A 24,251-nucleotide genomic window follows, 5' to 3' on the forward strand; every position below is an offset into this window, starting at 1 on the left:
AAGGAGCGGTTGAAATGTTAAGAGTGATTGGATTTGGACCCGGAGGCTACGAATATATGACGATCGAAGCAAAGAAGGCGTTGGAAGCGAGCGATCTGATTGTGGGTTATACCGTCTATACGGATTTGATCCGGGAATATTTTCAGGAGAAAGAATATTATACCACGCCGATGAAGCAGGAGACCGAGCGGTGCCGGTATGCGCTTACGCAGGCCCGGGAGGGCCGGGAGGTGGCTGTGGTATGCAGCGGTGACAGCGGCGTGTATGGGATGGCGAGCCTGCTCTGTGAACTGGCCGGAGACGAGCCGGGAACCACGCTTAAGTTCATAGCCGGAGTAACGGCGGCCTGCAGCGGCGGTGCGGTACTTGGAGCCCCTCTCTCCCATGACTTCGCAGTGATCAGCCTGAGCGATCTGCTGACCCCTATGGAACTGATCCGGCAGCGCGTCGCGTTGTGCGCTCAGGCCGATATGGTTTTGTGCATTTACAACCCGTCCAGCCGCAAACGGAAAGATTATCTGAAGGAAGCCTGTGATATCATCCTGCAATATCAGTCGCCGGATACGGTCTGCGGATATGTGAAACAGATCGGCAGAGAAGGGGAGGAGGCTGTGATCTGCACCCTCCGGGAATTGCGGGAAACACAGGTGGATATGTTTACCACCGTGTACATAGGCAGCAGCCGGACGAAGAAAATCGGAAATTGGATGGTGACTCCCCGTGGATACCGTTATGCGTCGGTATAAAGTGATTCTGTTCGGCGGCACGTCGGAGGGACGGGAGCTGTGCGGATATTTAAAGGCGCAGGGGATTCCCTCTCTGATCTGTGTGGCCACGCCCTACGGCGAAGAAGTGATCCGGGAAATCCCGGGAATACCGGAAGTCCCGGGAATGCTGGATGTACGGACGGGCCGCCTGGATATGGAAGAGATGCGTGAGCTTTTTCTCCGGGAACAGCCGATGCTGGTGGTGGACGCCACGCATCCCTATGCCGGCGCCGTTACCCAAAATATCCGCACAGCCTGCATGAACGCGGGGATCTCCTATAGAAGGCTGCTCCGCCCTGCGCAGGCGGAAGCGCGTGCTGCGCATATCATCCATGCGGCGGACACAGACAGGGCCGCGCAGATACTGGCCGGCTCAGAAGGAAATATCCTGGTAACCACCGGCAGCAAAGAGTTAAAGCCGCTGTGCGCGATTCCAAATTATGAAGAACGGCTGTATGTGCGGGTGCTTCCTGCGCCGGAAGTGCTGGAGGACTGCCATGCCTGCGGTATCAAAGGAAGGCATCTGATTGCGATGCAGGGGCCGTTCTCCGAAGAGCTTAATTATGCCCTGATCCGGGAATTCGACATCCGCTGGCTGCTGACAAAAGAATCCGGCAAGCCGGGGGGATTTCAGGAAAAGATCCGTGCGGCCGAAAGAGCCGGCATCCGCGTTCTGTTGATCGACAGGCCGGCGCAGGAAAGCGGTTATTTCCTGGAAGAGATGAAAATACAGATAGGAGAATTGGTCGGATGAGAAAAGAGATCGCGTTGGTGGGATGTGGAATGGGCACGCCCGGCAGCCTGACCGTGGAGGGAAAATGCCGGATCGAAGAGGCGGAAGTGCTGATTGGGCCGGAGAGGCTGATCAAACCTTATTCGGACAGCAAAAAGGAGATATGGGTTCAGTACCGGGCGGAACAGATCCGGGAGATCATCGGGCACTCTCACAAACAGCGTTTTGCGGTTCTCCTGTCCGGAGATACAGGATTTTACAGTAATACGGAGAATTTGAAAAATGCGCTGGAAGGTTATCCAATAACGGTAATACCCGGGATCTCCTCCCTTTCGTATTTCTCCGCGAAAATCGGTATTCCATGGGAGGACGCCTTCATCCTCAGCCTGCATGGCAGGAGAGAGAGCCTGGTCACGGCCGTGCGCAGACACAGCAAGGTATTCGTGCTGACCGGGGAGGACGCGGCAGAGCATCTGCAAAGGCTTACGACTGCGGGCTTTGGCGGCTACGGGTTATGGATCGGGGAGAACCTGTCCTACCCGGAAGAGCTGATCAGCTCCGGCCGGGTGCGGGATTTTCTGGATAAGAAATTCGAGACTCTGTGCGTACTGATGATCCTGTGGGAAAATACAGATGCAAACATAGACCGTGAGAATAAATCCTGTGTGGGAATTCCGGAGGAACGGTTTATCCGGGGGGAAGTTCCGATGACCAAACCGGAGATCCGGGCCGTGGTCATGAGTAAGCTGGCGCTTAAGGAGACCGATGTAGTCTACGATATCGGCGCCGGAACCGGTTCCGTGTCGGTGGAGATGGCCATGGCGGCTGACCGGGGAAAGGTCTATGCGGTCGAGTGCAGGCAGGAAGCGGTGGAACTGATCCAAAAAAACGCGGATTACTTCGGTCTGATGAATCTGGAGGTGGTAGACGGCATGGCTCCCGAGGCATTGGAAGGCCTGCCGGCGCCGGACGCTGCTTTTATCGGAGGCAGCAAAGGCAGACTTTCTGAGATTCTTGCGAAGCTGTTCCGGCTAAACCCGCGGATGCAGGTCGTGTTGGATGCCATTGCTTTAGAAACGGTAACGGAGGTTCTTACAATATGTACACAGATGCAGTTACAGATGGATATGGTGCAGGTTCAAGTGAGCAAAACCCGTGCGGCGGGCCGGTATCACATGATGACGGGGCAGAATCCGGTGTTTATCATCACCGTGAAACAATCCCAGGAGTTTTAAAAGAGGGAGAACCGGTTCCCAGAATCCTGATCGCCGGTACCGGAAGCGGGTCCGGCAAGACATCTGTTACCTGCGGGATTCTCAACTGCCTGATCCGGCGGGGCCATTCGGCCGCGGCTTTTAAGTGCGGGCCGGATTATATCGATACCATGTTCCACAGCCGGGTGTTGGGAGTGAGCACGGGGAATCTGGACAGCTTCTTTGCAGACCCGGATACGCTTCGGCGTTTGATTCTAAAAAACGGCAGGGAGAAAGAGATCAGCATCGTGGAGGGTGTCATGGGGTATTATGACGGGATCGGGTTTACCGATGCGGGAAGCAGCTGTGACATTGCGAAGCTGACCGATACCCCCGTAGTTCTTCTGGTTAACTGCCGGGGGATGGGATGTTCTGCGCTGGCGGTGCTGAAGGGATTCGTTGAATTCCGGCAGCCGTCTATGATCCGGGGAGTCATCTTCAATATGATGTCGGAGAGTCTGTACCCGGAAGCAAAGCGTCTGGCGGAGGAGATGGGGCTTAGCGTATTTGGCTATGTACCCAGACAGAAACAGGAACTTCTCTTTCAGAGCCGTCATCTGGGCCTGGTTACGGCGCGTGAAATTGAAAATTTCAAAGAGATCGTAGACCGGTTTTCGGATCAACTGGAGCGGACCATTGATCTTGACGGCCTGCTGGCGCTGGCACAGTCCGCGCCCCCCGTCTATAGTAAGGCAGTATCCGGCGAAACGGTTTCTGCGCCGAAAGGCAATAAGCGAACAGGGCCGTTGAGGATCGCTGTGGCGAAGGATGAAGCTTTTTGTTTTCTGTACAGAGACAACATGGACTATCTGCGGGAGCATGGCTGTGAGATCGTATACTTTAGTCCGCTTCATGATTCAGGCCTGGGGGAGAATATCGGCGGACTGATATTGAGCGGAGGCTATCCGGAGCTCTATGCGGAAAAACTGGCATCCAACGAACCGATGCGCAGCCAGATCCGGCAGCAGATCGAAAACGGCCTGCCCTGTATTGCGGAGTGCGGCGGTTTTCTGTACCTGCATGAGGAGTTAGAGGGAGAAGACGGCGTATATTATCCCATGGCGGGCGTGATCCGGGGCCGCGGCTATAAGACCGAACGTCTGCAGCGGTTCGGTTACCTGGAGCTTAAGCCGGAGTCAGACTGCCTGTTGGGTGAACCCGGTGATGTCATCAGAGCTCACAGCTTTCATTACTGGGACAGTGAAGACAAGGGCAGCGCGTTTCAGGCCGTGAAGCCGGGTAAACGAAGTAAGTGGCGGGAAGGGATCGCATCCGATACCCTGTATGCAGGTTTCCCGCATCTGTATTTTTATGGAAATGCGAAGGCCGCGGACCGTTTTATTGCGAAGGCCGGAGAGTATCATAGAAGGTAGATTAAAAATCGATCAGTATAACTTAAGGCAGGGAAAGAAGGATTGGAATGAAGAAGATACCGGAGATTACACCGGAGCAGTATGTTTTGCAGCTGGCCGGGCAGATGCCATGCGGAATCGACGAGGCGGCGGCAGCCCGGGCGGCAGAACGGTGGGACAGCATAGCCAAACCGCTGAAAGGCCTGGGGAGGCTGGAAGAGCTGGTGACTCAGATCGCAGGCATTACCGGGAATGAAAATGTGCGGATTGGAAAACGCGCGGTTATCGTCATGTGCGCGGATAATGGGATAGTGGAAGAGGGGGTCACCCAGACGGACTCTGAAGTGACCGCTATCGTCTCGTTAAATATAGCCGGAGGAACCGCAAGTATCAACCGGATGTCGGACCGGGCCGGGATCGACGTGATTCCGGTGGACATAGGAATCGCCCGGGAGATCGCCCATCCAAATCTGCGGGCAATGAAAGCTGCCTATGGCACCAGGAATTTTCTGAAGGAACCTGCCATGTCGGAACAGGAAGTCTGCCGGGCTGTTGACGCAGGAATCCGCCTGGTGCGGGAATGCCGGGAGCAGGGGTACGAACTGCTGGCTACCGGAGAGATGGGCATTGGAAACACGACGACCAGCAGCGCGCTGATTGCCGCATATCTGGGACTTTCCGCCAAAGAGACCGTGGGAAGGGGGGCGGGCCTGAATGAGGAAGGCCTAGCCAGAAAACGCAGGGTCATTGCGCAGGCGCTTAAGACTTATCCCGTGGAGCGGATGAGCCCTTTGGAGATCCTTCGGACCTTGGGGGGACTGGATCTGGCAGGGATGGCAGGCGTCTTTATGGGAGGCGCTCTTTACCGGATTCCGGTGATCGTGGATGGGCTGATCTCCGCGGCCGCCGCGCTGGCGGCCGTCCGTATCTGCCCGCAGGTGAGGCCGTTCCTGCTGGCATCCCATCTGAGCCGGGAGCCTGCGGCGGAACCGGTGATGAAGGAACTGGGGCTTTCGCCTGTCATTGACGGCCACCTGGCATTGGGCGAGGGGACCGGAGCGGTGCTGCTTGTGCCGATGCTTGATATGGCCTTGGAAGTCTACCGGGAGAACGACAGTTTCGCTGAAATCGGGATCGAAGCGTATCAGGAATATGAAGACAGCGGGAAAAACGTGGATACGGCCGGATTAGAAAGCGCAGGGGAAATAAGATGAGATGCCTGGTTACCGGCGGAAGCGCCAGCGGGAAATCTGAATATGCGGAAAACTTTGCCGTAGAGCTCTCAAGAGGCGGGCCTCTCTATTACATAGCAACGATGGAGCCCTATGGCGAGGAGGCGGACAGGAGAATCAGCCGTCATCGCAGGCTCCGGGAAGCGAAGGGATTTCAGACGATCGAGTGTTACCGGGATATCCATCAGGCGCTTGCGTTCACGCCGGACCCGGCACGAAGCACCGGATCAGCTGCGGATGCCGAAGACGGAAGCGTTGCCCCGACAGTTCTCCTGGAATGCCTTTCGAATCTGCTGGCGAACGAGATGTATGCAGGATCAGCGCTTAAGGAAGAGCCGGAGGCGTTGGCACAGCGGATCTTCCGGCAGATTCAGGAGCTGGATCAGAGGTGCAGTCACCTGGTTATCGTGACCAATGAGATATTTTCCGACGGCCATCGTTATCCGCCTGAAACGGAAGCGTATATCCAAAGCCTTGGCCTTTTGAATACCATGCTGGGAGCCTGGACGGATCAGGTGTGCGAGGTCGTCTGTTCCATTCCGGTTCTGCTAAAAACGGCAGCAGCCGCAGCGGCCTTCGGGAAAGGGGAAGAACGTTGTCAATTCTGAAATCTTGTATCATCGCCTTTGGTATGTACAGTAAAATTCCGATGCCGGGTGTTGAGTGGTCCGAGAAAAACATGCGTTACAGCATCTGTTTTTTTCCGCTCGTCGGCGCGGTGCTGGGCCTGCTTATATTCGGATTTTATACGGTTTGCGGGCTGGCGGGATTTGGCCGGGCGTTTCTGGGAGCCGGGGTCCTGACTTTGTCGGTCCTCGTCACCGGAGGGATTCATCTGGACGGATATATGGATACGATGGATGCGCTCCACTCCTATCAGCCGAAGGAGCGGAAGCTGGAAATCCTGAAGGATTCCCATATCGGCGCGTTTGCGGTGCTCATGCTAATCCCGTATGTCCTGCTGACCTATGGAGCGCTGACGGAGCTTCAGGATCAGAGGGCCTGGATTTTGTACGGATGCAGTTTTGTCTGGTCCAGGACGCTGAGCGGCCTTTCCGTCGTATGGTTTCGGGGAGCCAGGAAGGACGGACTGCTATACTCATTTTCATCCACTGCTCATAAGAGGGTGGTACGGCTGGTCCTGCTGCTTGTGCTGGCGGTTACGGCAGCTGTGATGGCGGCGGTGCAGCCGGTGCTGGGAGGCGGGATGTGCGTGGCCGGCGGCTTGTGCTTTGCCTACTACCGCTATAAGGCTTACAAAGAGTTCGGCGGGGTGACCGGCGATCTGGCAGGCTGGTTTCTGGCGTGCGCGGAACTTAGCATGCTGCTGGTTCTGGTGGTTTTACAGCGTTTCATATAGAAAGACGGGAGGATGCCGGATGCATTTATATATTGGAGGAAAGGCCCAGGGAAAACGGGCCTATGTGGAAATGGCGGAAGGCGGCGGGGCGGATATCATTTCTGATTATCAGGAAGTGATCCGGCGGCAGCTGCGGCAGGGACAGGATCCCATCGAATGCCTGAGGAAGCTTCTGTCAGAAAAACCGGATGTGGTGATCATCTGTGATGAAGTGGGATACGGCGTGGTACCCATAGAAAAAGAAGAAAGAGACTTCCGGGAAGCGGTGGGACGGACCATGTGCGAGGCAGCGCAGGCGGCCCGGACGGTGGTTCGGATCGTGTGCGGGATCGGACAGAGGATAAAATGAAGATTACAATGATCCGCCATGGGATGACGAAAGGAAATGAGGAAAAAAGATATATTGGGACCACCGATGAGGAACTGAGCCCATCCGGAGCGCGCGCGCTGCTGGATGCGAAAGAGGCGGGGCGGTATCCGGGAGCGGATCTGCTGTACGTAAGCCCCATGAAACGCTGTGTACAGACTGCGGGCCTCCTCTATCCGGGAATGGAATTTTGCCGGGTCGGCGCATGGAAAGAATGCAGTTTTGGCCTGTTCGAGGGAAAGAATTATCTGGAATTGAGCGGATGCGGTGAGTACCAGGACTGGATCGACAGCGGCGGGACGCTTCCGTTTCCGGGTGGGGAGGACAGGACGCACTTTAAGGAGAGGTGTGTCGGAGGATTTTTTCATGTGATGGGCGGGGCAGCAGCCCTGTGTGGACATGACCTGCCACAGGTGCAAAAGAGTCTGGTCATGATCGTTCACGGAGGGACCATCATGGCGATTATGGAAGCTCTGGGGGAACCTAACGGGAATTATTTTGATTATCAATGCGCCAACGGCGGCGGTTTCGAGTGCGTTTTGCGGGAAGGCGGAAACGACGGTTGGCGGCTTAAGATTGTGAGGAATTTATGATTAGTCTGATAACAGGATTTATACTGGATCTTCTGCTTGGAGATCCGTACCGGATGCCGCATCCGATACGGGGAATCGGATGGATCATTCAAAAGCTGGAACGGCGGCTTTTAAGAGAAGAAGATTCCCCGGGAACCCAGTTGTGGAAAGGGGCGGTCCTGGTAGCGGTTGTATGTCTGGTATCGGTGCTGCTTCCGGCGGTGCTGCTTTTATTGGCTTATCGGATACACCGGTATCTTGGTATGGCGGTGGGAGCATTTATGTGTTACCAGCTGCTGGCGACGAAATGTCTGAAGACGGAGAGCATGAAGGTCTATCAGGCGCTGAAGGCCGGCGACGTGGAGGAAGCCAGAACAGCGGTGTCCATGATAGTGGGAAGAGATACCGCTGTGCTGGATGAGACGGGCATTACGAAGGCGGCGGTGGAGACCGTGGCGGAGAATGCGTCGGATGGCAGTATTGCGCCCCTTCTTTATATGGCGCTTGGAGGGCCTTTGCTTGGTTTCTTCTACAAAGCGGTGAATACCATGGATTCCATGATCGGATATAAAAATGAAAAATACCTGTATTTTGGCAGAACAGCGGCCAGAATGGATGACATATTGAATTATCTTCCGTCCAGGATCAGCGGCCTGCTCATGACGGCAGCGGCTTATCTTCTGGGTATGGACGGAAAAAATGCGTGGCGGATCTTCAGACGGGACGGCAGAAAGCATGACAGCCCCAATTCCGCCCAGACCGAGGCGGCCTGCGCCGGAGCGCTGCAGATCCGGCTGGCGGGGGACGCCTGGTACTTCGGGCATAAGAAAGAGAAGCCGACCATCGGAGATCCTATACGGCCGGTATGCGCAGAGGATATCAGGCTGGCCAACCGCCTGCTGTACGGTTCGGCGGTTCTGGCCCTGCTGGCGGTGTGCGCCGTCGGTGCGGGGATCAGGATTATGATAAATATTTGATGAAAGAAGGAGTCTGCCAATATGAGACCAACGGACCAGGACAGGCACGGAGGCAATATATATAACCGACAGATCAGATATGACTTTTCCAGCAACATCAATCCACTGGGCATACCTGCGTTTGCGCTTAAGAAGCTTCAGGATGAGGCAGTCCGCTGTGAACGGTATCCGGACCCGGAATACCGCGAATTAAAAACGTCTATAGCCCGGATGGAGCAGGTTCCCCAGGAGTGGGTCATCTGCGGCAATGGGGCGTCGGAATTAATCTATGCCCTTCCAAGGGCGCTGGCGATGCGAAAAGAAAGGCCGGTCCGGGCGCTGATTCCCCAGCCCTCATTTTCCGAATACGAGCGGGCTGTTCAAGCCGCCGGAGGACATGCCGCAGCTTTTTTATTAAAAAAAGAGAATGGGTTTCGGATCACGGAAGATATTCTGGATGAACTGACGCCGGATACAGACCTGTTATGTCTGTGCAATCCGGCGAATCCCATCGGGAACCGGCTGGACGAAGCCTTGTTGGCCAAAATACTAAGGCAGTGCCGGGAAGCACAGATCGTTGTCCTGCTGGACGAATGCTTTTTACCGTTTTGTGAGGATTATGAGAGCGCAAGCGGAAAACGGGTGATAAAAGAATATCCGCAGCTGTTTGTACTCAACGCCTTTACGAAGATCTACGCGATGCCGGGGATCCGCCTGGGGTACGGCATGTGCAGCGATACAATGCTGCTGGCCGGGCTGCGGGAACAGATCCCCGAATGGAGTGTATCCCAGTCTGCCCAGACGGCCGGTACGAGCATCGCCGGATATAGGGTTCGGGAACCCCGGTGGGATTATATGAGGAGGACCAGAGAGCTGATTCGTGAACAGCGGGAGGAGATGGCCGGTAAGCTCCGGGAACTGGGCATGCAGGTATTTCCTCCGACTGCGGATTTTATATGTTTTTATAGCCGGATTCCTTTATTTGAAGAATTGGAGAAGGCGGGAATCCTGATCCGTACCTGCGGAAACTACCGGGGGCTTACCTCCGGATATTATCGGACGGCGGTCAGAAATCCGGAGGAAAACAGGGCGCTGATACGGGAAATTGATCGGATCGTAAAAACTGTGGGGAAGGACAGAAGCCTGGAACCGGGGCAGGAAGGTGAGAACTGTGGCTAAAAATATCATGATACAGGGCACGATGTCGAATGCGGGGAAGAGTCTTCTGACCGCCGGATTACTCCGGGTATTCGCCCAGGACGGTTATCGTGTGGCGCCGTTCAAATCCCAGAACATGGCGCTTAATTCCTACATAACGGCGGAAGGCCTGGAGATGGGTCGGGCGCAGGTCGTGCAGGCGGAGGCGGCCGGCGTCGAACCGTCGGTACGGATGAATCCGATCCTGTTAAAGCCGGTCAGCGACGTGGGAAGCCAGGTGATCGTATGCGGTGAGGTGCGGGGAAATATGTCCGCAGCCGAATATTTCCGCTATAAACAAAAACTGGCTCCGGTTATCATGGAAGCTTACCGTGAATTGGAAAAGGATCGGGACATTATCGTAATCGAAGGCGCGGGGAGTCCGGCGGAGATCAATCTGAAGAACCACGATATCGTCAACATGGGACTGGCAGAGATGGTGGACGCGCCGGTTTTGCTGGCGGGAGATATAGACCGGGGCGGCGTCTTTGCCCAGCTATACGGTACGGTAGAGCTTCTGGAACCGCAGGAACGGGAACGGGTCAAGGGACTGATTATCAACAAGTTTAGGGGGGACCGGGGGATTCTGGAACCGGGAATCGCCATGCTGGAGGAAAAGTGCCGGCTGCCGGTGGTGGGCGTGATGCCTTGGATCAATGTGGATATCGAGGACGAGGACAGCCTGACGGAGCGGTTCCACAGAAAGAGCAGGGCCGGGGAAGTAAAAGCGGCGGTAATCCGGCTGCCGCACATTTCAAATTTTACGGACTTTAATCCGCTGGAAACCGTGGAAGGGCTGGAGGTTGCTTATGTCTCGTCGGTGAAAGAATTGGGGGACCCGGATCTGATCCTCCTGCCGGGCACCAAGAATACCATGGGAGACCTGAAGTGGCTGCGGCAGAACGGTCTGGAGGCAGCGGTTCTTAAGTGTGCGGCGAAAGGGGTACCGGTATTCGGAATCTGCGGCGGCTATCAGATGATGGGGGAGAAGCTCAGCGATCCCTGCAAAGTGGAGTCTGGCGGACAGATGCAGGGGATGGGACTTTTGCCGGTACAGACGGTATTTGAAGAGCGGAAGGTGAGAACCAGAGTCCATGGCACGGTGTCAGGCCTTACGGGATTTTACCAGGGGCTGTCCGGAAGCTCATTTTCCGGATATGAGATCCATATGGGAACGTCGGAAATCACCGGGCCGGAAGCTTCCAAAGCCGGGGGTGCCGGTTGGAAAACGGACGGCGGAGAGTATGGAGAAGATTCTGGCCGGGCGTCTGGTTTTTCCAGGATACAGATGTCTGCCGGCGGACAGCCGGGGGCGGGAACGAATGGTTTGGAGGCAAAGGATTTAAATGTAAAAGAATTAAACATAAAAGAGGACGGCTGTGTTTATAAAAATGCGGCTGGAACCTATGTGCACGGCATATTTGAGAACAATGAATTTACAGAGCAGTTTCTGCGCCTGATATACCGGCGGAAGGGGTTATCGTTTGAAGACCGCGGGCGTGTGGATATCGAAGAGTATAAGCGCAGGCAGTATGACCGGCTGGCGGACGCGGTGCGGGAGAATCTGGATATGAAAGAGATTTACCGCATGATCGGACTATAAATCGGAAAAAGACGAGAAAAGAAGGAGGCGGTTTTGGTTGCGTTTTGATACGATGGACCCTCAAAAAATAGAACAGAGAAGTTTTGAGATCATTGAACAGGAACTTAAGCGGGAGCTGGACCCGATACAAAAACCGGTGATCAAACGGGTAATCCACACGACGGCGGATTTTTCCTACGCGGATACCCTGTGTTTCTCCCCTCAGGCGGTGGAAAAAGGGCTGGAAGCGATTCGTGGCGGCGCGTCGATCGTGACGGACACGAATATGGGAAAGGCGGGAATCAGCAAACAGACCCTGGCCGGATTCGGCGGACAGGTACACTGCTTTATGGCCGATGCGGATGTAGCCGGGGAAGCGAAGCGAAGAGGGGTCACCCGGGCGGCCGTCAGCATGGAGAAAGCGGCGGGCCTTGGAGAAAATTTTATCTTTGCCATCGGAAACGCCCCCACGGCGTTGATCCGCCTGCGGGAACTGATCGACGAAGGCCGTATTCATCCCCGCCTGGTGATTGGCGTCCCGGTCGGTTTCGTAAATGTGGCGGAGGCTAAGGAATATTTGATGGAGGCGGATGTTCCCTATATCGTCGCCAGAGGAAGAAAAGGCGGCAGCAATGTGGCGGCTGCGATCTGCAACGCCCTGCTGTATCAGTGTGTATGAGCGGGCATAGTCACAAGCACCAGGGCGCGCAGTCAATTGATTACTATGCCTACACATCCGGCATGCGGAAGGTGAACGCCTCCTTTAAAGTCCTGTTTTCTGTCACACTGCTGATTTTGTGCATTGTTTTGGATCATATCTGGGTATCCGTAACAGTGATGGCCGGCATGGGACTTTTGACTGTCTGTGCGGGAGGCTTAAGCCTCCGCCGGTATCTGTCCCTGATGAAATTTCCTGTCGCCTTTATATTGATGGGAAGCATTGCCATAGCAGCGGGCATAGCCGCCAGGCCCTATGGAGATTTTAACCTGAATCTGCATTTTTTCTATCTGTATACCTCCGGGGCGGATCTGCTGCGCGCGGCGCGGCTGGGCCTGAAGGCTCTGGGGGCGGTCAGCGCCATGTATATGCTGACGCTCTCCACGCCTGCTAGTGAAATTATCTCGGTTCTGGGGCGGGCGCACCTGCCGAAACTGCTTGTCGAGCTGATGAATATGATATACCGTTTTATTTTTATCTTAATGGATGTACAGAGCAGAATGAGTACGGCGGCAAGAGCGAGGCTTGGGTATGAGGGGTTTAAAAGGAGCTGCTATACGTTTGGGCATATAGCCGGGAATCTGCTGATCCTGTCTTTTCGGAAAGCGGGGATTTACTATGACGCCCTGGAATCCCGGGGATACGACGGGGAGCTTAAGTTTTTGGAGGAAGAGAAAAAGATTAAGGCCTGGCAGGTGTTTGCGGCGGCAGGATATCTGCTGGCGCTGACGGCCCTGGCGGTTATCTTATGAGGGAAAACACAGAAGGCCTGTAGAATATATGGCGCGGCAGATGCGCCGCTGGAGGAAAAAATGGAATCACGGCAGCAAGAGGCAGAGAGTTCTGTCATACTGGAAATCCGGGACCTCACTTATCGGTATGAAACCGGTACACAAGCCCTTGACGGCGTCAATCTCAAGATCCGTACAGGGGAGCGTATTGCGGTGCTGGGAGCCAATGGAGCGGGCAAATCCACGTTGTTTCTGAATATGAATGGGGTACTGTCACCGGATCGCGGTGAGATCTTTTTACACGGTGAAAAAGTGAATAAGAAAAATATAAACGCACTGCGCAAAAAAGTAGGGATTGTTTTCCAGGATGCGGATAATCAGATTATCGCGTCCACGGTATTGGCGGAGGTGTCATTTGGCCCCATGAATCTAAAGCTGGCCAGGCCGGAGGTGGCCAGGATGGTGGATGAGGCGCTGGATTATATGGAGCTGAACGAGTTCCGGGACAGGCCGCCGCATTATTTAAGCGGCGGAGAAAAGAAACGGGTCAGCATCGCGGATATCATCGCGATGAGGCCGGAAGTGATTATTTTCGACGAGCCAACCGCTTCCCTGGACCCGGTCAACGCCGGAATGCTGGAGGAAGTGCTGGAAAAGCTCGGATCAGAAAATAAAACCATTATCATATCCACCCACGATGTGGACTTTGCCTACCGCTGGGCGCAGAGGGTTCTGGTGGTCTGCGGCGGAAAGGTGCTACGGGACGGGACGGCATTGGAAGTGTTCTCCGATACGGAGACTCTGAAGAAGGCCCATCTGAAGCGTCCGGCCCTGATGGATATCTATGAGCTGCTGGTAGAAAAGAAGCTGGTGCCGGATCAGAAGAAATATCCAAGGGATACCGAAAATTTCAGGGATTTATTTGAGTAGGCCTGAAGCTTTGTTTTACCGGAGTGAGTAATATAAAAGAAGGCAATTCGCGGGTAGTTTTAAGACCGCTTTTGCATATAGATTACTGCGCAGCATAACTGCGCGGCAGCCCGTAAGGGCGCATGTTAAGGGAAGAGGTGCCTGCATTTCTCCGCAGGATAATAGGGAAAAGGGTGAAAAGCCCTTACGGTCCCGCCGCTGTAAGAGAAGAGTTTGTATCCGGCCCCGTATTTTCTCACGAATACGGGTATCACTGGGAAACCGGGAAGAGAGAGGAGACAGACGAAGACGCTCAAGTCAGAAGACCTGCCCTTCCTAGTTTCGTTCCGGCCGTTTGGCGCGGGGACAAACTGCGTACCAGCTACGGAAGATAGCTGGGCGCGGACGAAATCCGAAAAACCGGATTGTCATGATTCTGACGCATGTCTGGGAAATATGTACGAGGAATCATGAAAGAAAGGAGAAGAGAGATGTCAAAAAGACAAAAAAGAGCAGTAAAATTAGCAACCGTATTTGCGGCCATATTCGCCGTGGTTCCGGCTGTCAATGCGATGCATATCATGGAGGGATATCTCCCTGCCGGTTACTGTATTGCATGGGGAGTGATCTGTCTGCCGTTTCTGGTAGCAGGATTTTTCTCGCTGAAGAAGATTTTGAAGGAAAACCGAAGGGCAATGACCATATTAGCCATGTCCGGCGCATTTATTTTCGTCATTTCGTCCCTGAAGATCCCGTCCGTAACAGGGAGCTGTTCCCATATGACCGGTACCGGATTGGGTGCGATCCTATTCGGCCCCGGCGTTGTGGGGATTTTGGGGATCATTGTCCTGTTATTCCAGGCGCTTCTTCTGGCCCATGGGGGCCTGACCACTCTGGGAGCCAATACTTTTTCCATGGCTATCGCGGGACCGTTCCTGGCTTACGGAATATACAAACTTTGTCTGAAATGTAAGGTGAACCGCCGGATCAGTATCTTCTTGGCCGCTTTTCTGGGGGACATCTTTACCTACTGTGTTACCAGCCTCCAGCTGGCTCTGGCGCATCCGGCGGAAAATGGCGGCGTCGCCATATCCGCGGCTAAGTTCCTGGGCGTATTTGCTCCGACGCAGCTGCCATTGGCGATTCTGGAAGGAATTCTGACTTTGGTTATCATGATCGCGCTGGAGACCTATGCCAAAGCGGAACTGAAATCCATTGGCTTTTATAAGGAGGTAAAATAGATGAGCAAAGATACAAAACTTGTACTGATCCTGCTGGTCATAGCAGTCCTTCTGGCGGGAGTTCCGCTGTTTGCGTTAAAGGGTGCGGATTTCGGGGGTTCGGACGATGCCGGAAGCCAGATGATCGCCGAGGTCCACGCGGATTACCAGCCGTGGTTCGAGCCGGTGCTGGAGACGATCATCGGAGGAGAACTTCCGGGGGAAGTGGAGAGCTTGTTCTTCTGCCTGCAGACCGGGATTGGTGTGGGGATTATCGCCTTTATTATGGGTCGCTTTGTGGAGAGAAAGAAGCAGGAAGATAAGAGAGCTGCCGGGGAGTGATTTTACTAAGGGAGCGGAGCGGGCTGTCGCACTAACTTAGCGTTCTTCCTGGGGGGCTTCGTATGTCCGCTGCTTACGGCTTGGAACCGCGGGCGGTATAAGGGGACGCGCCGGGTGGCCGGATTCTTTTGTATCTCCCTGGGAGCGCGGAGGGCTAGCGCTGGAATACGCTAAGTGAAATCGAAAAGCCGGGTTCAGGAACCGAGCCTATTCACCAGGAACACGTGATGTGTTCCCGGTTCAGAGGCTCTTGCCCGTCGGACGTGAAGTCCGCCGTGCATCCTGAACCCGGCTTTCCGATTTCACAAAGCGTATTCGCAGCCGCCCTATGCGCTCCCAGGGAGATACAAAAGAACCCGGCCACCCGGAGCATCCCCTTATACCGCCCGCGGTTCCAAGCCGTAAGCAGCGGACATACGAAGCCCCCAGGAAGAACGCTAAGTTAGTGCGACAGCCCGCTCCTGCGTTGGTGAAGAGTGAAGTGGAGAGGTTATATTTTTTGTGGACAAAAATGGGGTGTATGTTGTATGGTAATAATTGAGTGAATTTGGAATTTGCGAATTTGGACATGTCCCAAACTGGTTTGGACATGTCCCCCTTTGGGAGGTTAAAGTGATGAAGATTGTTGAGGAAGTGCTGGACGCGGGGTCTCATGCTTATGTGACGGGGTATCTGCACGATGTTAGCGAGGAGATGGAGAATCATAGAATCAGGCCTTGTATGGTGGTCTGTCCGGGGGGCGGATATGAGATGTTGTCGGACCGGGAAAAGGATCCTCCGGCCTTTGCCTGGTTCGCGGCCGGGTATCAGGTGTTTGCACTGAATTATTCTATTAAGGAGTATGCGGGGGATCTAAGGCCGCTGATGGAATTGTCGAAAACGGTTATGATGATCCGCAGGAGAGCCGGGGAATGGCAGATTCATCCGGATCAGATTGCGGTGATGGGATTTTCGGCCGGAGGCCATCTGGCGGCCAGCCTGGGGACGCTGTGGAACAGCGGCAGGCTGAAAGAGAGAATGAACACGGAGAACGGGATGAACCGTCCGAACGCGATGATTTTAAGTTATCCGGTGATTTCCGCAGGGGAGTTTGCGCATCAGGGTTCTTTGGAGAAGGTGTCCGGAGGGGATGAGGAGCTGAAGGAATGGTTCTCTTTGGAAAAGAGGATAACCCCGGATACCCCGCCCGCATTTTTGTGGCACACCGCGGATGACGATGTGGTGCCGGTTGAGAATACCATGCTGTTTGGCATGGCGTTAAAGCGGGCGGGCGTTCCGTTTGAATGTCATATTTTCCCCAGCGGAATACATGGGCTTTCCATGTGTAACTATGACGTGGATACGAAGAATGAAAGCTGCGGCCAGTGGTTTTCTCTTGGCCTGTATTGGCTGAACCAGCTGTTTGGCTATCGGTGCTGAGGTTCGGATGGGCTGAATCAGTGATGGTTTCCGCCGTGGCTGTGATGTCCGTGGCCGGAAGTTGTCTTGGCGGTCTGCGTTGATGTGGAAGCCTGGGTTTCGGAGTGGTGGGTTTCAGAGTGATGGGTCTGTGTCTGCGAGGTGCCGGTATGGTGGGTGCCGGAGTGTTTTTGGGTACACGTGGAGTCGGTGTTTTTGGAGCAGTCTTCCGAATGGTGTCCCTCGTACCAGGTTCCGTCATGCGTGTGATCGTAGGTCTTGCTGCATCCGTTCTGCGTGCATACAGGGTAAGCCGTCGTGGCAGGAGTGGCGGAAGCGGCTGGAGCGGTCTCAGAGGTTGACGCAAGAGCGGGGATACATACAACAGCGGCGGTCAGCATACCGGTTAAAAGGAAAGCAGCGAATTTTTTCTGTAACATAAGATTACCTCATTTCATTTTTTATTTTTGACTCGCTAAAAGAATACGACTGATCAGGTGAAAAACGTAGGGTGCCGGAAAAATATTTTTGGCACCCTATAAAATATAAGGCCGGATTCGTATCTATTATATAGATGCATATCCGAGTAATCCGAATGCAGCAGAAGTAAAAAATAGGAGAACTGATGTGAATACGATAGAAATACGGGTTCAAAGCGCACAGACTGATCCCGGGGAAACCGAACAACTTATGGAGGACTATCTGCCGTTTATAAAAAAGCAGATAACCGGAATGCAGGATCTGATGTTGGAATACGACGATATGCTGAGTCTCGCCATGCTGACATTTCTGAACTGTATCAGACAATATTCACCCCAGAAGGGGAATTTCCTTTCTTTTTGCAAAACCTGTATCAAAAACCGCCTGATCGATGAGGGGCGAAAACAGATGGGATACCGCTCAAAGGTGATTGCTTTTGAACCGAAGGAGGAAGAGGAAGCCGGACAGATATCCGATGCGGAGGCGAAAGTATCCTGGCAGCTCTATGAAAAGGACCAGGAGAGGAACGCGCTGTCCGAGGAGATCCGGCTTTTGTCGGATGCCCTGGATGCCTATGGGATACGATGGGAAGAACTGCCCAGGATCTGTCCCAAACAAGAGCGTTCCAGGAAGAACTGCCTCATGATCGCCCGGGCGGTGGTGGAGAAACCTGATTATAAGAAGGAACTGCTCCGGCAGCACCGCCTGCCCCAGGCGGATCTGGCGGCGCAGCTTGGAGTATCCGCGAAGACGATAGAGAAACACCGGAAATATATTATAACCCTGGCGATCCTGCTGATGGGCGATTATCCCGGTATCCGTACATTCTTACCCAAGTACAGGGAGGTGAATTAAATGAAAGCACAGACCGGAATTGTGATGAAAATAGAAAAAAATACGGCCGTTGTCATGAAAAATGGAGGGGAATTCGTATCCATACCTGTGAGACAGGGCTGGAAGACCGGGGAAGTGATCGTGCTTCCGGAAAAAAGAAGGAGCATCAGACCTCTTTACACGGCGGCGGCCTGTCTGGCCCTGGTATTCACGCTGGGCGCCGGCAGCTTCCATTATTATTATGCCCAGACCTCTCTGGTGAGTATCGATGTCAATCCATCCATTGAGCTGGGGATCAACCGCTTCAACCGAGTAGTTGAGACCAGGGCCCTGAATCCCGAGGGGGAACAGATCCTGGCTGAACAGAGTCTGAAAAACCTCCCTTGGCAGGAGGCTGTGGATACGATTATGGGAGCGGAAGAAATGGAAGGTTATTTCAGGTCCGCATCAGACATTGTCGTCACTGTGTATGCAAAGACGGCGGACACCCAGGAAGCTATGCTGGAGGAGGTGCGCCGGTACGTTGACACCGCGTCAGCCGATTATCCGGCCCTTCAGTCGGAATGCCATGCCGTAGATGAAGATACGGTCTCAGAGGCCCATGACTACGGTGTCACTCCGGGAAAATATCTGTATCTTCAGGAACTGAAGGAAACTGACCCGGAGGTGGATATTACAGAATACACCCATCACAGCATCGAGGAACTGCAGGGGCAGATCGACGCCTGTGAATCCCACGGGGAAGGCACGAGCCATGAGGAACATAAAAAACACGCTGATGCTGTAGAAACCACGCCTTCTTCTACCGACAGCCAAAATGGCCACCACTCGCAGGAGGATTCCGGTGGAAAGGAAAGTCATCACCATGACTGAGGAGTATCCGCTAATTTTATCGGGAGAAGCTTTCTCACGGTTATGTAAATGAAAAGAATAGTCTTCCTTTCCACTGCAGTGCGATTCGCCGGAGGGCATTTAATCCATAAGAGCACTTTCCTACGGAATAAGAAAAATGGTTTCATCACTTCAAACGCTGATCATTGCGAAGTGATGAGACCATTTTCATTTCAGTCAAGTCTTTAAGCGGCGGACACATCACTTACCGGTAACCCAGACCCTCACATTAGGAATCTGATAAAGCACCGGAAACAGGATGACCGCCAGTACGATGCCGACTACGCCCTGTACAATATTGAATAAAACGCCGGCGGCAGACGCTGTAAAGGCCGCGGCCAGGGCGCTGCCGCTGATGATGGCCAGCATGGTTTCATAGAATAGATATCCGGCCACCATGAACAGTTCCCCCAAGACCCCGCCTGTTATGATACCGGCGTAGCTGCTGCCGGTGCTCCCGCTTCGGACCGCGCGGATCCGCCGGAACACCAGTCCTGCGATGGCGGCTGTCAGCGCCTTGATAATCAGGGTGCCAAGAGCAAACGACAGGTAGCCGGAGAAAATATCCGCCAGCATGGAACCGATACCGGCCGCCAGCGCGCCTCCCACCGGTCCCAGGACAATTCCGCATAATAATACCAGGCCGTCCCCCGGATGGATATAGCCGAACGTGGGGGTTGGAATTTTAATTACCATAGTAGCCGCACAGGTGAGTGCTGCCATCAGAGCGGCTACCACAAGTTTCTTTGTATCTTTCATCTAAGATCTCCTCCTTTATGCTTTGCAGTATAAAACAAATCTGGCATTATTGAAATAACCAGTTAGTATAAAAATAACCATACCAGTTTTGACTTAAAGTCCACAGAGATGATGTCGGCATACGTGCAGTTTTCCGTACCCATGCGCAGCAAAAAATACCTGGTTGACGCATACCCTTATCGAGACTATAGTTAAAGTAGAATAAAAAATTCTGCGCAGCCCGGCAAGCGGGCATGGCAGTAACCCAAGTCAGGAGGGATGCTATGAAACCAAGTAAATCAAGGAATCTGGCTACGGCCGCAAAATCCTTGTTCGCCTCCGTCATCTGTTTTTTTCTATACCGGGGAATGAAAGTCCTCTATAAGCTGGACACCCGGGTAAAGGAAGAGATTGACAGCTGGCCGGTGGGAAGGACGATCGTGTTAAGCGCTTCCTATGATGGCCCTAAGCTGTGTATGAAGCGGGTATCGTGGGGGCTGGCCCGTTTAAAGGATGTGAGCGATCCGGATATCTGCATCGCGTTTAAGAGTCTGGACGGTGCTTTCCTGGTGTTTTCCGGGCAGATCGGTACGACGGCTGCTTACGCGCAGCACCGGTTTATGGTCAAAGGGGATCTGTACGAGGTGATGTCCATCGTCCGGTGCATCGACCTGACGGAGAGCTATCTGTTTCCGCCGGTGATGACCAGAAGAATCCTGCGCAGGCTGCCGGAAAAGCAGGTCGGCAGTATCACGGTGTATTGCCGTGCAATCTTAGGAATATAAGGGAGGGGTACTATGCTGCCAAAATATTATGAATTTCAGAATTCCACGAAAATCCTGTCCGGGCAGAAGGCGCTGGAGAATATTGCCTATGAGCTGGAGGGGTTAGAGGCCGCCCGTCCGATGGTACTGTCCGACAAGGTGCTTGAAAAGATCGGTGCGCTTCAAAAGGTACTGGACGCCATGCTAAGCCAGGGGTGCCGGCCGGCCGCCGTATTCACCGATATCCCGGCGGACTCTTCCGTGGAAGTGGTGAACGAAATAACGAAGCTGTATAAACAGAACAACTGTGACAGCCTGGTGGCCATCGGAGGCGGCTCTGTAATGGATACGGCCAAGGGGACGGCGATTATGATCGCCCATGACGTGGATGACCTGTTAAAGCTTCAGGGGTGCGAATCCATGACCAGGGGAAAGCATGTACCGTTTATCACAGTGCCCACCACCTCGGGTACCGGCTCAGAGATGACGATGGTGGCTGTCATTAAAAATGAAAAGAAAGCGGTAAAGATGGAGTTTATCTCCAACCATATGCTGCCGGATGTGGCGGTGCTGGACCCCAGGATGACGCAGACCCTGCCGCCCAGAATTACGGCCTCCACCGGTTTTGACGCGCTGTGCCACGCCATGGAGGCATATAGCTGTACGCAGAAAAATCCTCTGAGCGACGCGTACGCCACGGCGGCGATTACTATGGTGCGGGAGTATCTGGTCAAAGCGGTGACAAATGGAAAAGACCAGGAGGCCAGGCTTGCTATGGCAAACGCCTCTACGATGGCGGGAGCCGCATTTTCCAATTCCATGGTCGGAGCGGTGCACGGAATCGGCCATGCGCTGGGGGGAGTCTGTCATGTTCCCCACGGAGACGCGATGACGATTCTGCTGCCGCATGTGATGAGATATAATTTGGGGAAATTGGATGAAGTCTACGGCGAACTGCTGTTATATCTGGCCGGTCCCGAGATCTACGCGGCGACCGCCAGGGAAGAGCGGGGAAAAGAGGCGATCCGGACAGTCCGCCGCCTGCAGAAGAAACTGAACCGTATCTGCGGCCTGCCTATGCGCCTTAGGGATGCCGGGGTCAATCCGGAGGATTTCGAGACAGTCGCGGTGACCGCCCTGAGGGACGGAGCGATGTTAGCGAACCCGGTGGCTGTGGATAAAGAGGACGTAATCCGGATACTGAAAAAAGCCTATTAACCGTCAGGAGGTGTCTGGAAGAATGGCATACCAGATAACAGAAGCTTGCATTGGCTGCGGCCTTTGCGCCCGGCTGTGCCCGGTGAGCGCGATTACCGGCGAGGCAAAACAGTTACATAAGATAGATCCAAGACGGTGTGTGGAGTGCGGAGTCTGCGGCCGCGCCTGTCCGAAGGAAGCGGTCCTTGACATGGAGGGAAAGAAGTCTTCTAAAGTCCCCAGAAACCAATGGAAGCGGCCTGCTATTGACACGGCCCGGTGCAGCGCCTGCTCTATGTGTGTGCAGATCTGCAGGGCCCGGGCGCTAAGAATTTCCCTGCCTGCGTACAAAGGGGATATTCGGGTATTTGCGCAGCTGGCGGATGAGAAAGCCTGCGTCGGCTGCGGCCTGTGCGAACAGAAATGTCCGCTGCACGCGATCGAAATGAGATGTCCAAAGGAAGGAGGAGCGCTGTGAGATTACCGGTTTATGCGAAAATAGATCTGACCAGGAGAAAGGCCGTCCGCTATCCGATCAATCAGGAGATGTTTGAAAAATATATCGGCGGGAAAATTATGGGTTCCAGGCTTTTATACGATTTGACATCCCCGGGCCTTGACCCTCTGTCGCCGGAGGCCGTGCTGATTATCAATACCTGCCCGGCGAACGGGACCGGAGCGCCCTCTTCCAGCCGGTTTAATATGAGCTTTAAAAATGTGATGACCGGAGGAATCGCCACCTCCAACTGCGGGGGAACATTCGGTATGATGTTAAAAAGAGCCGGTTACGACGGGCTTATCATTACCGGCCGGGCGAAAAACCCCTGTTATCTCATGATTATAGACGGGGAGATTCACTTAAAATCCGCGAAGGAGTTTTGGGGAATGGAAGCGCAGGAGGTACAGAAACAATTTCCCCAGGAATACGGCAAGCTGGTGATCGGGCCGGCGGGTGAGCATCTGGTGCGTTATGCCTGCGCGGTTTCCGGCGAGCGGGTGGCGGGCCGCTGCGGAGCGGGAGCCGTGATGGGATCGAAGAATTTAAAAGCCTGTGTGGCCTATGGAACGAAGGAGCCCTACATCTATGACCGGGAGGGCTTTGACCGGTATGTGGAGAAATGGGTCCGCTTCCTGCAGCGCCATCCGATGACCGGAGCGTCCCTTCCGAAATACGGCAGCGCCGGGCTGGTGAACAAAGCCAACGCCTCAGATGCGCTGCCCACCAGGAATTTCCGGAAGGGTTCCTACGAGAAGGCGGATGAGATCAGCGGAGAACGTCTGGCGGACACCAAGCTGGTGAAAAACAGCGGCTGTACCAGCTGCCCGGTCCGCTGTGAGCGGCGGGTGAAGGTTCACGATGTGGAAGTCAAGGGCCCGGAGTACGAAACGGTGGGGCTGTTTGGCTCGAACATTGAGAACGCGGATCTGGACGTTATCAATGAAGTGAACTATCTGGCGGATGAGCTGGGAATGGATACCATATCCCTGGGCGGCACCATTGCCTTTGCCATGGAACTAAAGGAGCAGGGGATCGCGGATTTTGGCGTGGAGTTCGGGCGTACCGACAACCTGACGGAAGTGATCCGAAAGATCGCGTATCGGGAGGGAATCTACGATGAACTGGCCAATGGTTCCAAATGGCTGGCAAAGCGATACGGACAGGAAGCGGCGGCGATCCACGCCAAAGGGCTGGAATTGGCCTCCTATGAACCCAGGCAGTCGGTTGGCATGGGCCTTGGCTATGCCACCTCGAACCGGGGCGGCTGCCATCTGAACGGGGGCTATCTGGCCCTGTTCGAGTCTGTGGGCGTCATTTCCGCCGATCCTCTGGCCACGAAGGGAAAGCCGGAGCTGACCGTCATGCTGCAAAATACGATGGAGGCCGTATCCGGGGCCGGGTTCTGCCTGTTTACCGCTTACAGCATGATTCCTTCGTTTCTTTTTCGCCTGGGGCCTTCCCACTGGTTCACGAAGTTCTGCGGAAAAGCGCTTCTGGCGGCCCGCGGGGTTCTGGGAATCATGTGGAAACTGATGCCCGGGCTTCTGCCGTTTAATTCCATGTATCTGCTGCCGCATGCCCAGACGCTTAAGCTGATCACGGGAATTTCGATGACGACCGGTAAGTTTATGCAGCTCGGTGAGAGAGGGTATAATCTGGAACGGATGTATAACTACCGGGAAGGGATGACGGCGGAAGATGACGCGTTGCCGGAGCGGCTGACAAAGACGCCGCAGGACGGCGGTAACCCGGACACTGTGGTTAAGCTTCAGGAGATGCTTCCCCGCTACTATCAGGTGCGGGGCTGGGGACGGGACGGATATCCGTCGAAGCAAAAACGCAGACAGCTGGGGCTGTATGAGTGACAGGGGGTGTGGAAAATGGCGTATCTGAAATATTATGGGGAACTGAGGGAATTGACCGGCGCCGAACAGGAGACCTATCCCGGGGACGACATCAAAGAATGCTTAAAGCATATAAAGACGGTTTACGGAAAAGAGGCATACGCCGAGGCCAAGAGAAGCCTCATTACCGTAAACGGTAAAGGAATTCTGAACACCGGTAATTACCGCACCAGGATTCAGGATCAGGACGAAATCCGTTTCCTACCCCTGTGCGGGGGAGGCTGATTCTCCTTGTTAACCGGAATAAGGGAAAGT

At 54.3% G+C, this 24,251-nt stretch carries 27 protein-coding genes and 1 riboswitch; of the genes, 25 read left to right on the forward strand and 2 right to left on the reverse strand.

Going from position 1 to position 24,251, the window contains the following annotated elements; genetic code table 11:
- Positions 1-14 precede the first annotated feature (14 nt).
- The 18 genes from cobJ (at position 15) to KTH89_RS08125 (ending at position 16,710) form a co-directional block, all read left to right on the forward strand.
- The gene (cobJ, locus tag KTH89_RS08040) at positions 15-746 is read left to right on the forward strand and encodes a precorrin-3B C(17)-methyltransferase (RefSeq protein WP_238721331.1); all 732 of its coding nucleotides are present in this window, start codon (positions 15-17) and stop codon (positions 744-746) included.
- On the forward strand, positions 733-1,521 hold the full coding sequence (gene cobK, locus KTH89_RS08045; protein WP_238721332.1) for a precorrin-6A reductase: 789 nt from the start codon (positions 733-735) through the stop codon (positions 1,519-1,521). The genes cobJ and cobK overlap by 14 nt, the downstream gene beginning before the upstream one ends.
- Positions 1,518-2,735, forward strand: coding sequence for a precorrin-6y C5,15-methyltransferase (decarboxylating) subunit CbiE (cbiE, locus tag KTH89_RS08050; protein ID WP_238721333.1), 1,218 nt, complete (start codon positions 1,518-1,520; stop codon positions 2,733-2,735). Before cobK ends, cbiE begins: the two co-directional genes overlap by 4 nt.
- 29 nt (positions 2,736-2,764) lie before the next feature.
- Positions 2,765-4,126 carry a cobyrinate a,c-diamide synthase gene (locus tag KTH89_RS08055; protein ID WP_238721369.1) on the forward strand — a complete coding sequence of 454 codons (1,362 nt, stop codon included), beginning with the start codon at positions 2,765-2,767 and terminating at the stop codon, positions 4,124-4,126.
- Positions 4,127-4,173: 47 nt separating this feature from the next.
- Positions 4,174-5,319, forward strand: coding sequence for a nicotinate-nucleotide--dimethylbenzimidazole phosphoribosyltransferase (cobT, locus tag KTH89_RS08060; RefSeq protein WP_238721334.1), 1,146 nt, complete (start codon positions 4,174-4,176; stop codon positions 5,317-5,319).
- The gene (locus KTH89_RS08065) at positions 5,316-5,945 is read left to right on the forward strand and encodes a bifunctional adenosylcobinamide kinase/adenosylcobinamide-phosphate guanylyltransferase (RefSeq protein WP_238721335.1); all 630 of its coding nucleotides are present in this window, start codon (positions 5,316-5,318) and stop codon (positions 5,943-5,945) included. Before cobT ends, KTH89_RS08065 begins: the two co-directional genes overlap by 4 nt.
- Positions 5,933-6,697 (forward strand): adenosylcobinamide-GDP ribazoletransferase, encoded by a 765-nt coding sequence (locus tag KTH89_RS08070; protein WP_238721336.1) that lies wholly within the window; start codon positions 5,933-5,935, stop codon positions 6,695-6,697. Before KTH89_RS08065 ends, KTH89_RS08070 begins: the two co-directional genes overlap by 13 nt.
- 19 nt (positions 6,698-6,716) lie before the next feature.
- Positions 6,717-7,046 carry a bifunctional adenosylcobinamide kinase/adenosylcobinamide-phosphate guanylyltransferase gene (locus tag KTH89_RS08075; RefSeq protein ID WP_158345787.1) on the forward strand — a complete coding sequence of 110 codons (330 nt, stop codon included), beginning with the start codon at positions 6,717-6,719 and terminating at the stop codon, positions 7,044-7,046.
- Positions 7,043-7,657 (forward strand): histidine phosphatase family protein, encoded by a 615-nt coding sequence (locus tag KTH89_RS08080; RefSeq protein WP_238721337.1) that lies wholly within the window; start codon positions 7,043-7,045, stop codon positions 7,655-7,657. The genes KTH89_RS08075 and KTH89_RS08080 overlap by 4 nt, the downstream gene beginning before the upstream one ends.
- Positions 7,654-8,613 (forward strand): adenosylcobinamide-phosphate synthase CbiB, encoded by a 960-nt coding sequence (gene cbiB, locus KTH89_RS08085; RefSeq protein WP_238721338.1) that lies wholly within the window; start codon positions 7,654-7,656, stop codon positions 8,611-8,613. Before KTH89_RS08080 ends, cbiB begins: the two co-directional genes overlap by 4 nt.
- A 21-nt stretch (positions 8,614-8,634) precedes the next feature.
- On the forward strand, positions 8,635-9,771 hold the full coding sequence (locus KTH89_RS08090) for a pyridoxal phosphate-dependent aminotransferase (RefSeq protein ID WP_238721339.1): 1,137 nt from the start codon (positions 8,635-8,637) through the stop codon (positions 9,769-9,771).
- Positions 9,764-11,392, forward strand: a complete 1,629-nt coding sequence (locus KTH89_RS08095) for a cobyric acid synthase (RefSeq protein ID WP_238721340.1) — start codon at positions 9,764-9,766, stop codon at positions 11,390-11,392. Before KTH89_RS08090 ends, KTH89_RS08095 begins: the two co-directional genes overlap by 8 nt.
- A gap of 52 nt (positions 11,393-11,444) precedes the next feature.
- Entirely contained in the window at positions 11,445-12,050 is a 606-nt protein-coding gene (locus KTH89_RS08100; RefSeq protein WP_238721370.1) for a precorrin-8X methylmutase, read from the forward strand.
- A complete protein-coding gene (gene cbiQ, locus KTH89_RS08105) occupies positions 12,047-12,841 on the forward strand; it encodes a cobalt ECF transporter T component CbiQ (RefSeq protein WP_238721341.1) in 795 nt (264 codons plus the stop codon). Before KTH89_RS08100 ends, cbiQ begins: the two co-directional genes overlap by 4 nt.
- A gap of 60 nt (positions 12,842-12,901) precedes the next feature.
- Positions 12,902-13,750: an energy-coupling factor ABC transporter ATP-binding protein gene (locus KTH89_RS08110; RefSeq protein WP_158345794.1), complete on the forward strand. Its 849-nt coding sequence runs from the start codon at positions 12,902-12,904 to the stop codon at positions 13,748-13,750.
- Positions 13,751-13,868: 118 nt separating this feature from the next.
- Positions 13,869-14,078: riboswitch (cobalamin riboswitch) on the forward strand.
- A gap of 142 nt (positions 14,079-14,220) precedes the next feature.
- On the forward strand, positions 14,221-14,970 hold the full coding sequence (locus tag KTH89_RS08115; protein WP_158345796.1) for an energy-coupling factor ABC transporter permease: 750 nt from the start codon (positions 14,221-14,223) through the stop codon (positions 14,968-14,970).
- Positions 14,971-15,291 carry an energy-coupling factor ABC transporter substrate-binding protein gene (locus KTH89_RS08120; RefSeq protein WP_158345798.1) on the forward strand — a complete coding sequence of 107 codons (321 nt, stop codon included), beginning with the start codon at positions 14,971-14,973 and terminating at the stop codon, positions 15,289-15,291.
- A gap of 615 nt (positions 15,292-15,906) precedes the next feature.
- The gene (locus tag KTH89_RS08125; protein ID WP_238721342.1) at positions 15,907-16,710 is read left to right on the forward strand and encodes an alpha/beta hydrolase; all 804 of its coding nucleotides are present in this window, start codon (positions 15,907-15,909) and stop codon (positions 16,708-16,710) included.
- A 17-nt stretch (positions 16,711-16,727) separates the two neighbouring features.
- Here KTH89_RS08125 and KTH89_RS08130 read toward each other — a convergent pair whose 3' ends face one another.
- The gene (locus KTH89_RS08130; RefSeq protein ID WP_158345802.1) at positions 16,728-17,129 is read right to left on the reverse strand and encodes a hypothetical protein; all 402 of its coding nucleotides are present in this window, start codon (positions 17,127-17,129) and stop codon (positions 16,728-16,730) included.
- A 187-nt stretch (positions 17,130-17,316) separates the two neighbouring features.
- Between KTH89_RS08130 and KTH89_RS08135 the strand changes: the two genes are divergently transcribed.
- Both KTH89_RS08135 and KTH89_RS08140 read left to right on the forward strand, forming a co-directional pair.
- Complete coding sequence (locus KTH89_RS08135) at positions 17,317-18,024, forward strand: sigma-70 family RNA polymerase sigma factor (protein ID WP_238721343.1); 708 nt, start codon at positions 17,317-17,319, stop codon at positions 18,022-18,024.
- A complete protein-coding gene (locus tag KTH89_RS08140; protein ID WP_158345804.1) occupies positions 18,025-18,876 on the forward strand; it encodes an anti-sigma factor domain-containing protein in 852 nt (283 codons plus the stop codon).
- Positions 18,877-19,095: 219 nt separating this feature from the next.
- On the opposite strand, the gene KTH89_RS08145 is transcribed toward KTH89_RS08140, so the two are convergent.
- Complete coding sequence (locus tag KTH89_RS08145) at positions 19,096-19,653, reverse strand: ECF transporter S component (protein WP_238721344.1); 558 nt, start codon at positions 19,651-19,653, stop codon at positions 19,096-19,098.
- A gap of 263 nt (positions 19,654-19,916) precedes the next feature.
- Between KTH89_RS08145 and KTH89_RS08150 the strand changes: the two genes are divergently transcribed.
- From KTH89_RS08150 to KTH89_RS08170, 5 genes are read left to right on the forward strand one after another with little or no spacing between them, the layout of a single operon-like run.
- Positions 19,917-20,417: a hypothetical protein gene (locus KTH89_RS08150; protein ID WP_158345809.1), complete on the forward strand. Its 501-nt coding sequence runs from the start codon at positions 19,917-19,919 to the stop codon at positions 20,415-20,417.
- Between the two features lie 12 nt (positions 20,418-20,429).
- Positions 20,430-21,614 carry an iron-containing alcohol dehydrogenase gene (locus tag KTH89_RS08155; RefSeq protein ID WP_238721345.1) on the forward strand — a complete coding sequence of 395 codons (1,185 nt, stop codon included), beginning with the start codon at positions 20,430-20,432 and terminating at the stop codon, positions 21,612-21,614.
- 22 nt (positions 21,615-21,636) lie between these two features.
- The gene (locus tag KTH89_RS08160; RefSeq protein ID WP_238721346.1) at positions 21,637-22,071 is read left to right on the forward strand and encodes a 4Fe-4S binding protein; all 435 of its coding nucleotides are present in this window, start codon (positions 21,637-21,639) and stop codon (positions 22,069-22,071) included.
- A complete protein-coding gene (locus KTH89_RS08165) occupies positions 22,068-23,957 on the forward strand; it encodes an aldehyde ferredoxin oxidoreductase family protein (RefSeq protein WP_238721347.1) in 1,890 nt (629 codons plus the stop codon). Before KTH89_RS08160 ends, KTH89_RS08165 begins: the two co-directional genes overlap by 4 nt.
- Positions 23,958-23,972: 15 nt before the next feature.
- Entirely contained in the window at positions 23,973-24,221 is a 249-nt protein-coding gene (locus KTH89_RS08170) for a MoaD/ThiS family protein (protein WP_158345817.1), read from the forward strand.
- Positions 24,222-24,251: the final 30 nt, after the last annotated feature.

Source organism: Diplocloster agilis, from assembly GCF_019042275.1.
Taxonomy (GTDB): domain Bacteria; phylum Bacillota; class Clostridia; order Lachnospirales; family Lachnospiraceae; genus Diplocloster; species Diplocloster agilis.

What these genes read in the sequence shown, in the direction of transcription:
- cobJ (WP_238721331.1), top strand. Translation starts at nt 15, where the DNA reads ATGTTAAGAGTGATTGGATTTGGACCCGGAGGCTACGAATATATGACG.
- cobK (WP_238721332.1), top strand. Translation starts at nt 733, where the DNA reads ATGCGTCGGTATAAAGTGATTCTGTTCGGCGGCACGTCGGAGGGACGG.
- cbiE (WP_238721333.1), top strand. Translation starts at nt 1,518, where the DNA reads ATGAGAAAAGAGATCGCGTTGGTGGGATGTGGAATGGGCACGCCCGGC.
- cobT (WP_238721334.1), top strand. Translation starts at nt 4,174, where the DNA reads ATGAAGAAGATACCGGAGATTACACCGGAGCAGTATGTTTTGCAGCTG.
- KTH89_RS08065 (WP_238721335.1), top strand. Translation starts at nt 5,316, where the DNA reads ATGAGATGCCTGGTTACCGGCGGAAGCGCCAGCGGGAAATCTGAATAT.
- KTH89_RS08075 (WP_158345787.1), top strand. Translation starts at nt 6,717, where the DNA reads ATGCATTTATATATTGGAGGAAAGGCCCAGGGAAAACGGGCCTATGTG.
- KTH89_RS08080 (WP_238721337.1), top strand. Translation starts at nt 7,043, where the DNA reads ATGAAGATTACAATGATCCGCCATGGGATGACGAAAGGAAATGAGGAA.
- cbiB (WP_238721338.1), top strand. Translation starts at nt 7,654, where the DNA reads ATGATTAGTCTGATAACAGGATTTATACTGGATCTTCTGCTTGGAGAT.
- KTH89_RS08090 (WP_238721339.1), top strand. Translation starts at nt 8,635, where the DNA reads ATGAGACCAACGGACCAGGACAGGCACGGAGGCAATATATATAACCGA.
- KTH89_RS08100 (WP_238721370.1), top strand. Translation starts at nt 11,445, where the DNA reads ATGGACCCTCAAAAAATAGAACAGAGAAGTTTTGAGATCATTGAACAG.
- cbiQ (WP_238721341.1), top strand. Translation starts at nt 12,047, where the DNA reads ATGAGCGGGCATAGTCACAAGCACCAGGGCGCGCAGTCAATTGATTAC.
- KTH89_RS08110 (WP_158345794.1), top strand. Translation starts at nt 12,902, where the DNA reads ATGGAATCACGGCAGCAAGAGGCAGAGAGTTCTGTCATACTGGAAATC.
- KTH89_RS08115 (WP_158345796.1), top strand. Translation starts at nt 14,221, where the DNA reads ATGTCAAAAAGACAAAAAAGAGCAGTAAAATTAGCAACCGTATTTGCG.
- KTH89_RS08120 (WP_158345798.1), top strand. Translation starts at nt 14,971, where the DNA reads ATGAGCAAAGATACAAAACTTGTACTGATCCTGCTGGTCATAGCAGTC.
- KTH89_RS08125 (WP_238721342.1), top strand. Translation starts at nt 15,907, where the DNA reads ATGAAGATTGTTGAGGAAGTGCTGGACGCGGGGTCTCATGCTTATGTG.
- KTH89_RS08130 (WP_158345802.1), bottom strand. Translation starts at nt 17,129, where the DNA reads ATGTTACAGAAAAAATTCGCTGCTTTCCTTTTAACCGGTATGCTGACC.
- KTH89_RS08140 (WP_158345804.1), top strand. Translation starts at nt 18,025, where the DNA reads ATGAAAGCACAGACCGGAATTGTGATGAAAATAGAAAAAAATACGGCC.
- KTH89_RS08145 (WP_238721344.1), bottom strand. Translation starts at nt 19,653, where the DNA reads ATGAAAGATACAAAGAAACTTGTGGTAGCCGCTCTGATGGCAGCACTC.
- KTH89_RS08150 (WP_158345809.1), top strand. Translation starts at nt 19,917, where the DNA reads ATGAAACCAAGTAAATCAAGGAATCTGGCTACGGCCGCAAAATCCTTG.
- KTH89_RS08155 (WP_238721345.1), top strand. Translation starts at nt 20,430, where the DNA reads ATGCTGCCAAAATATTATGAATTTCAGAATTCCACGAAAATCCTGTCC.
- KTH89_RS08160 (WP_238721346.1), top strand. Translation starts at nt 21,637, where the DNA reads ATGGCATACCAGATAACAGAAGCTTGCATTGGCTGCGGCCTTTGCGCC.
- KTH89_RS08170 (WP_158345817.1), top strand. Translation starts at nt 23,973, where the DNA reads ATGGCGTATCTGAAATATTATGGGGAACTGAGGGAATTGACCGGCGCC.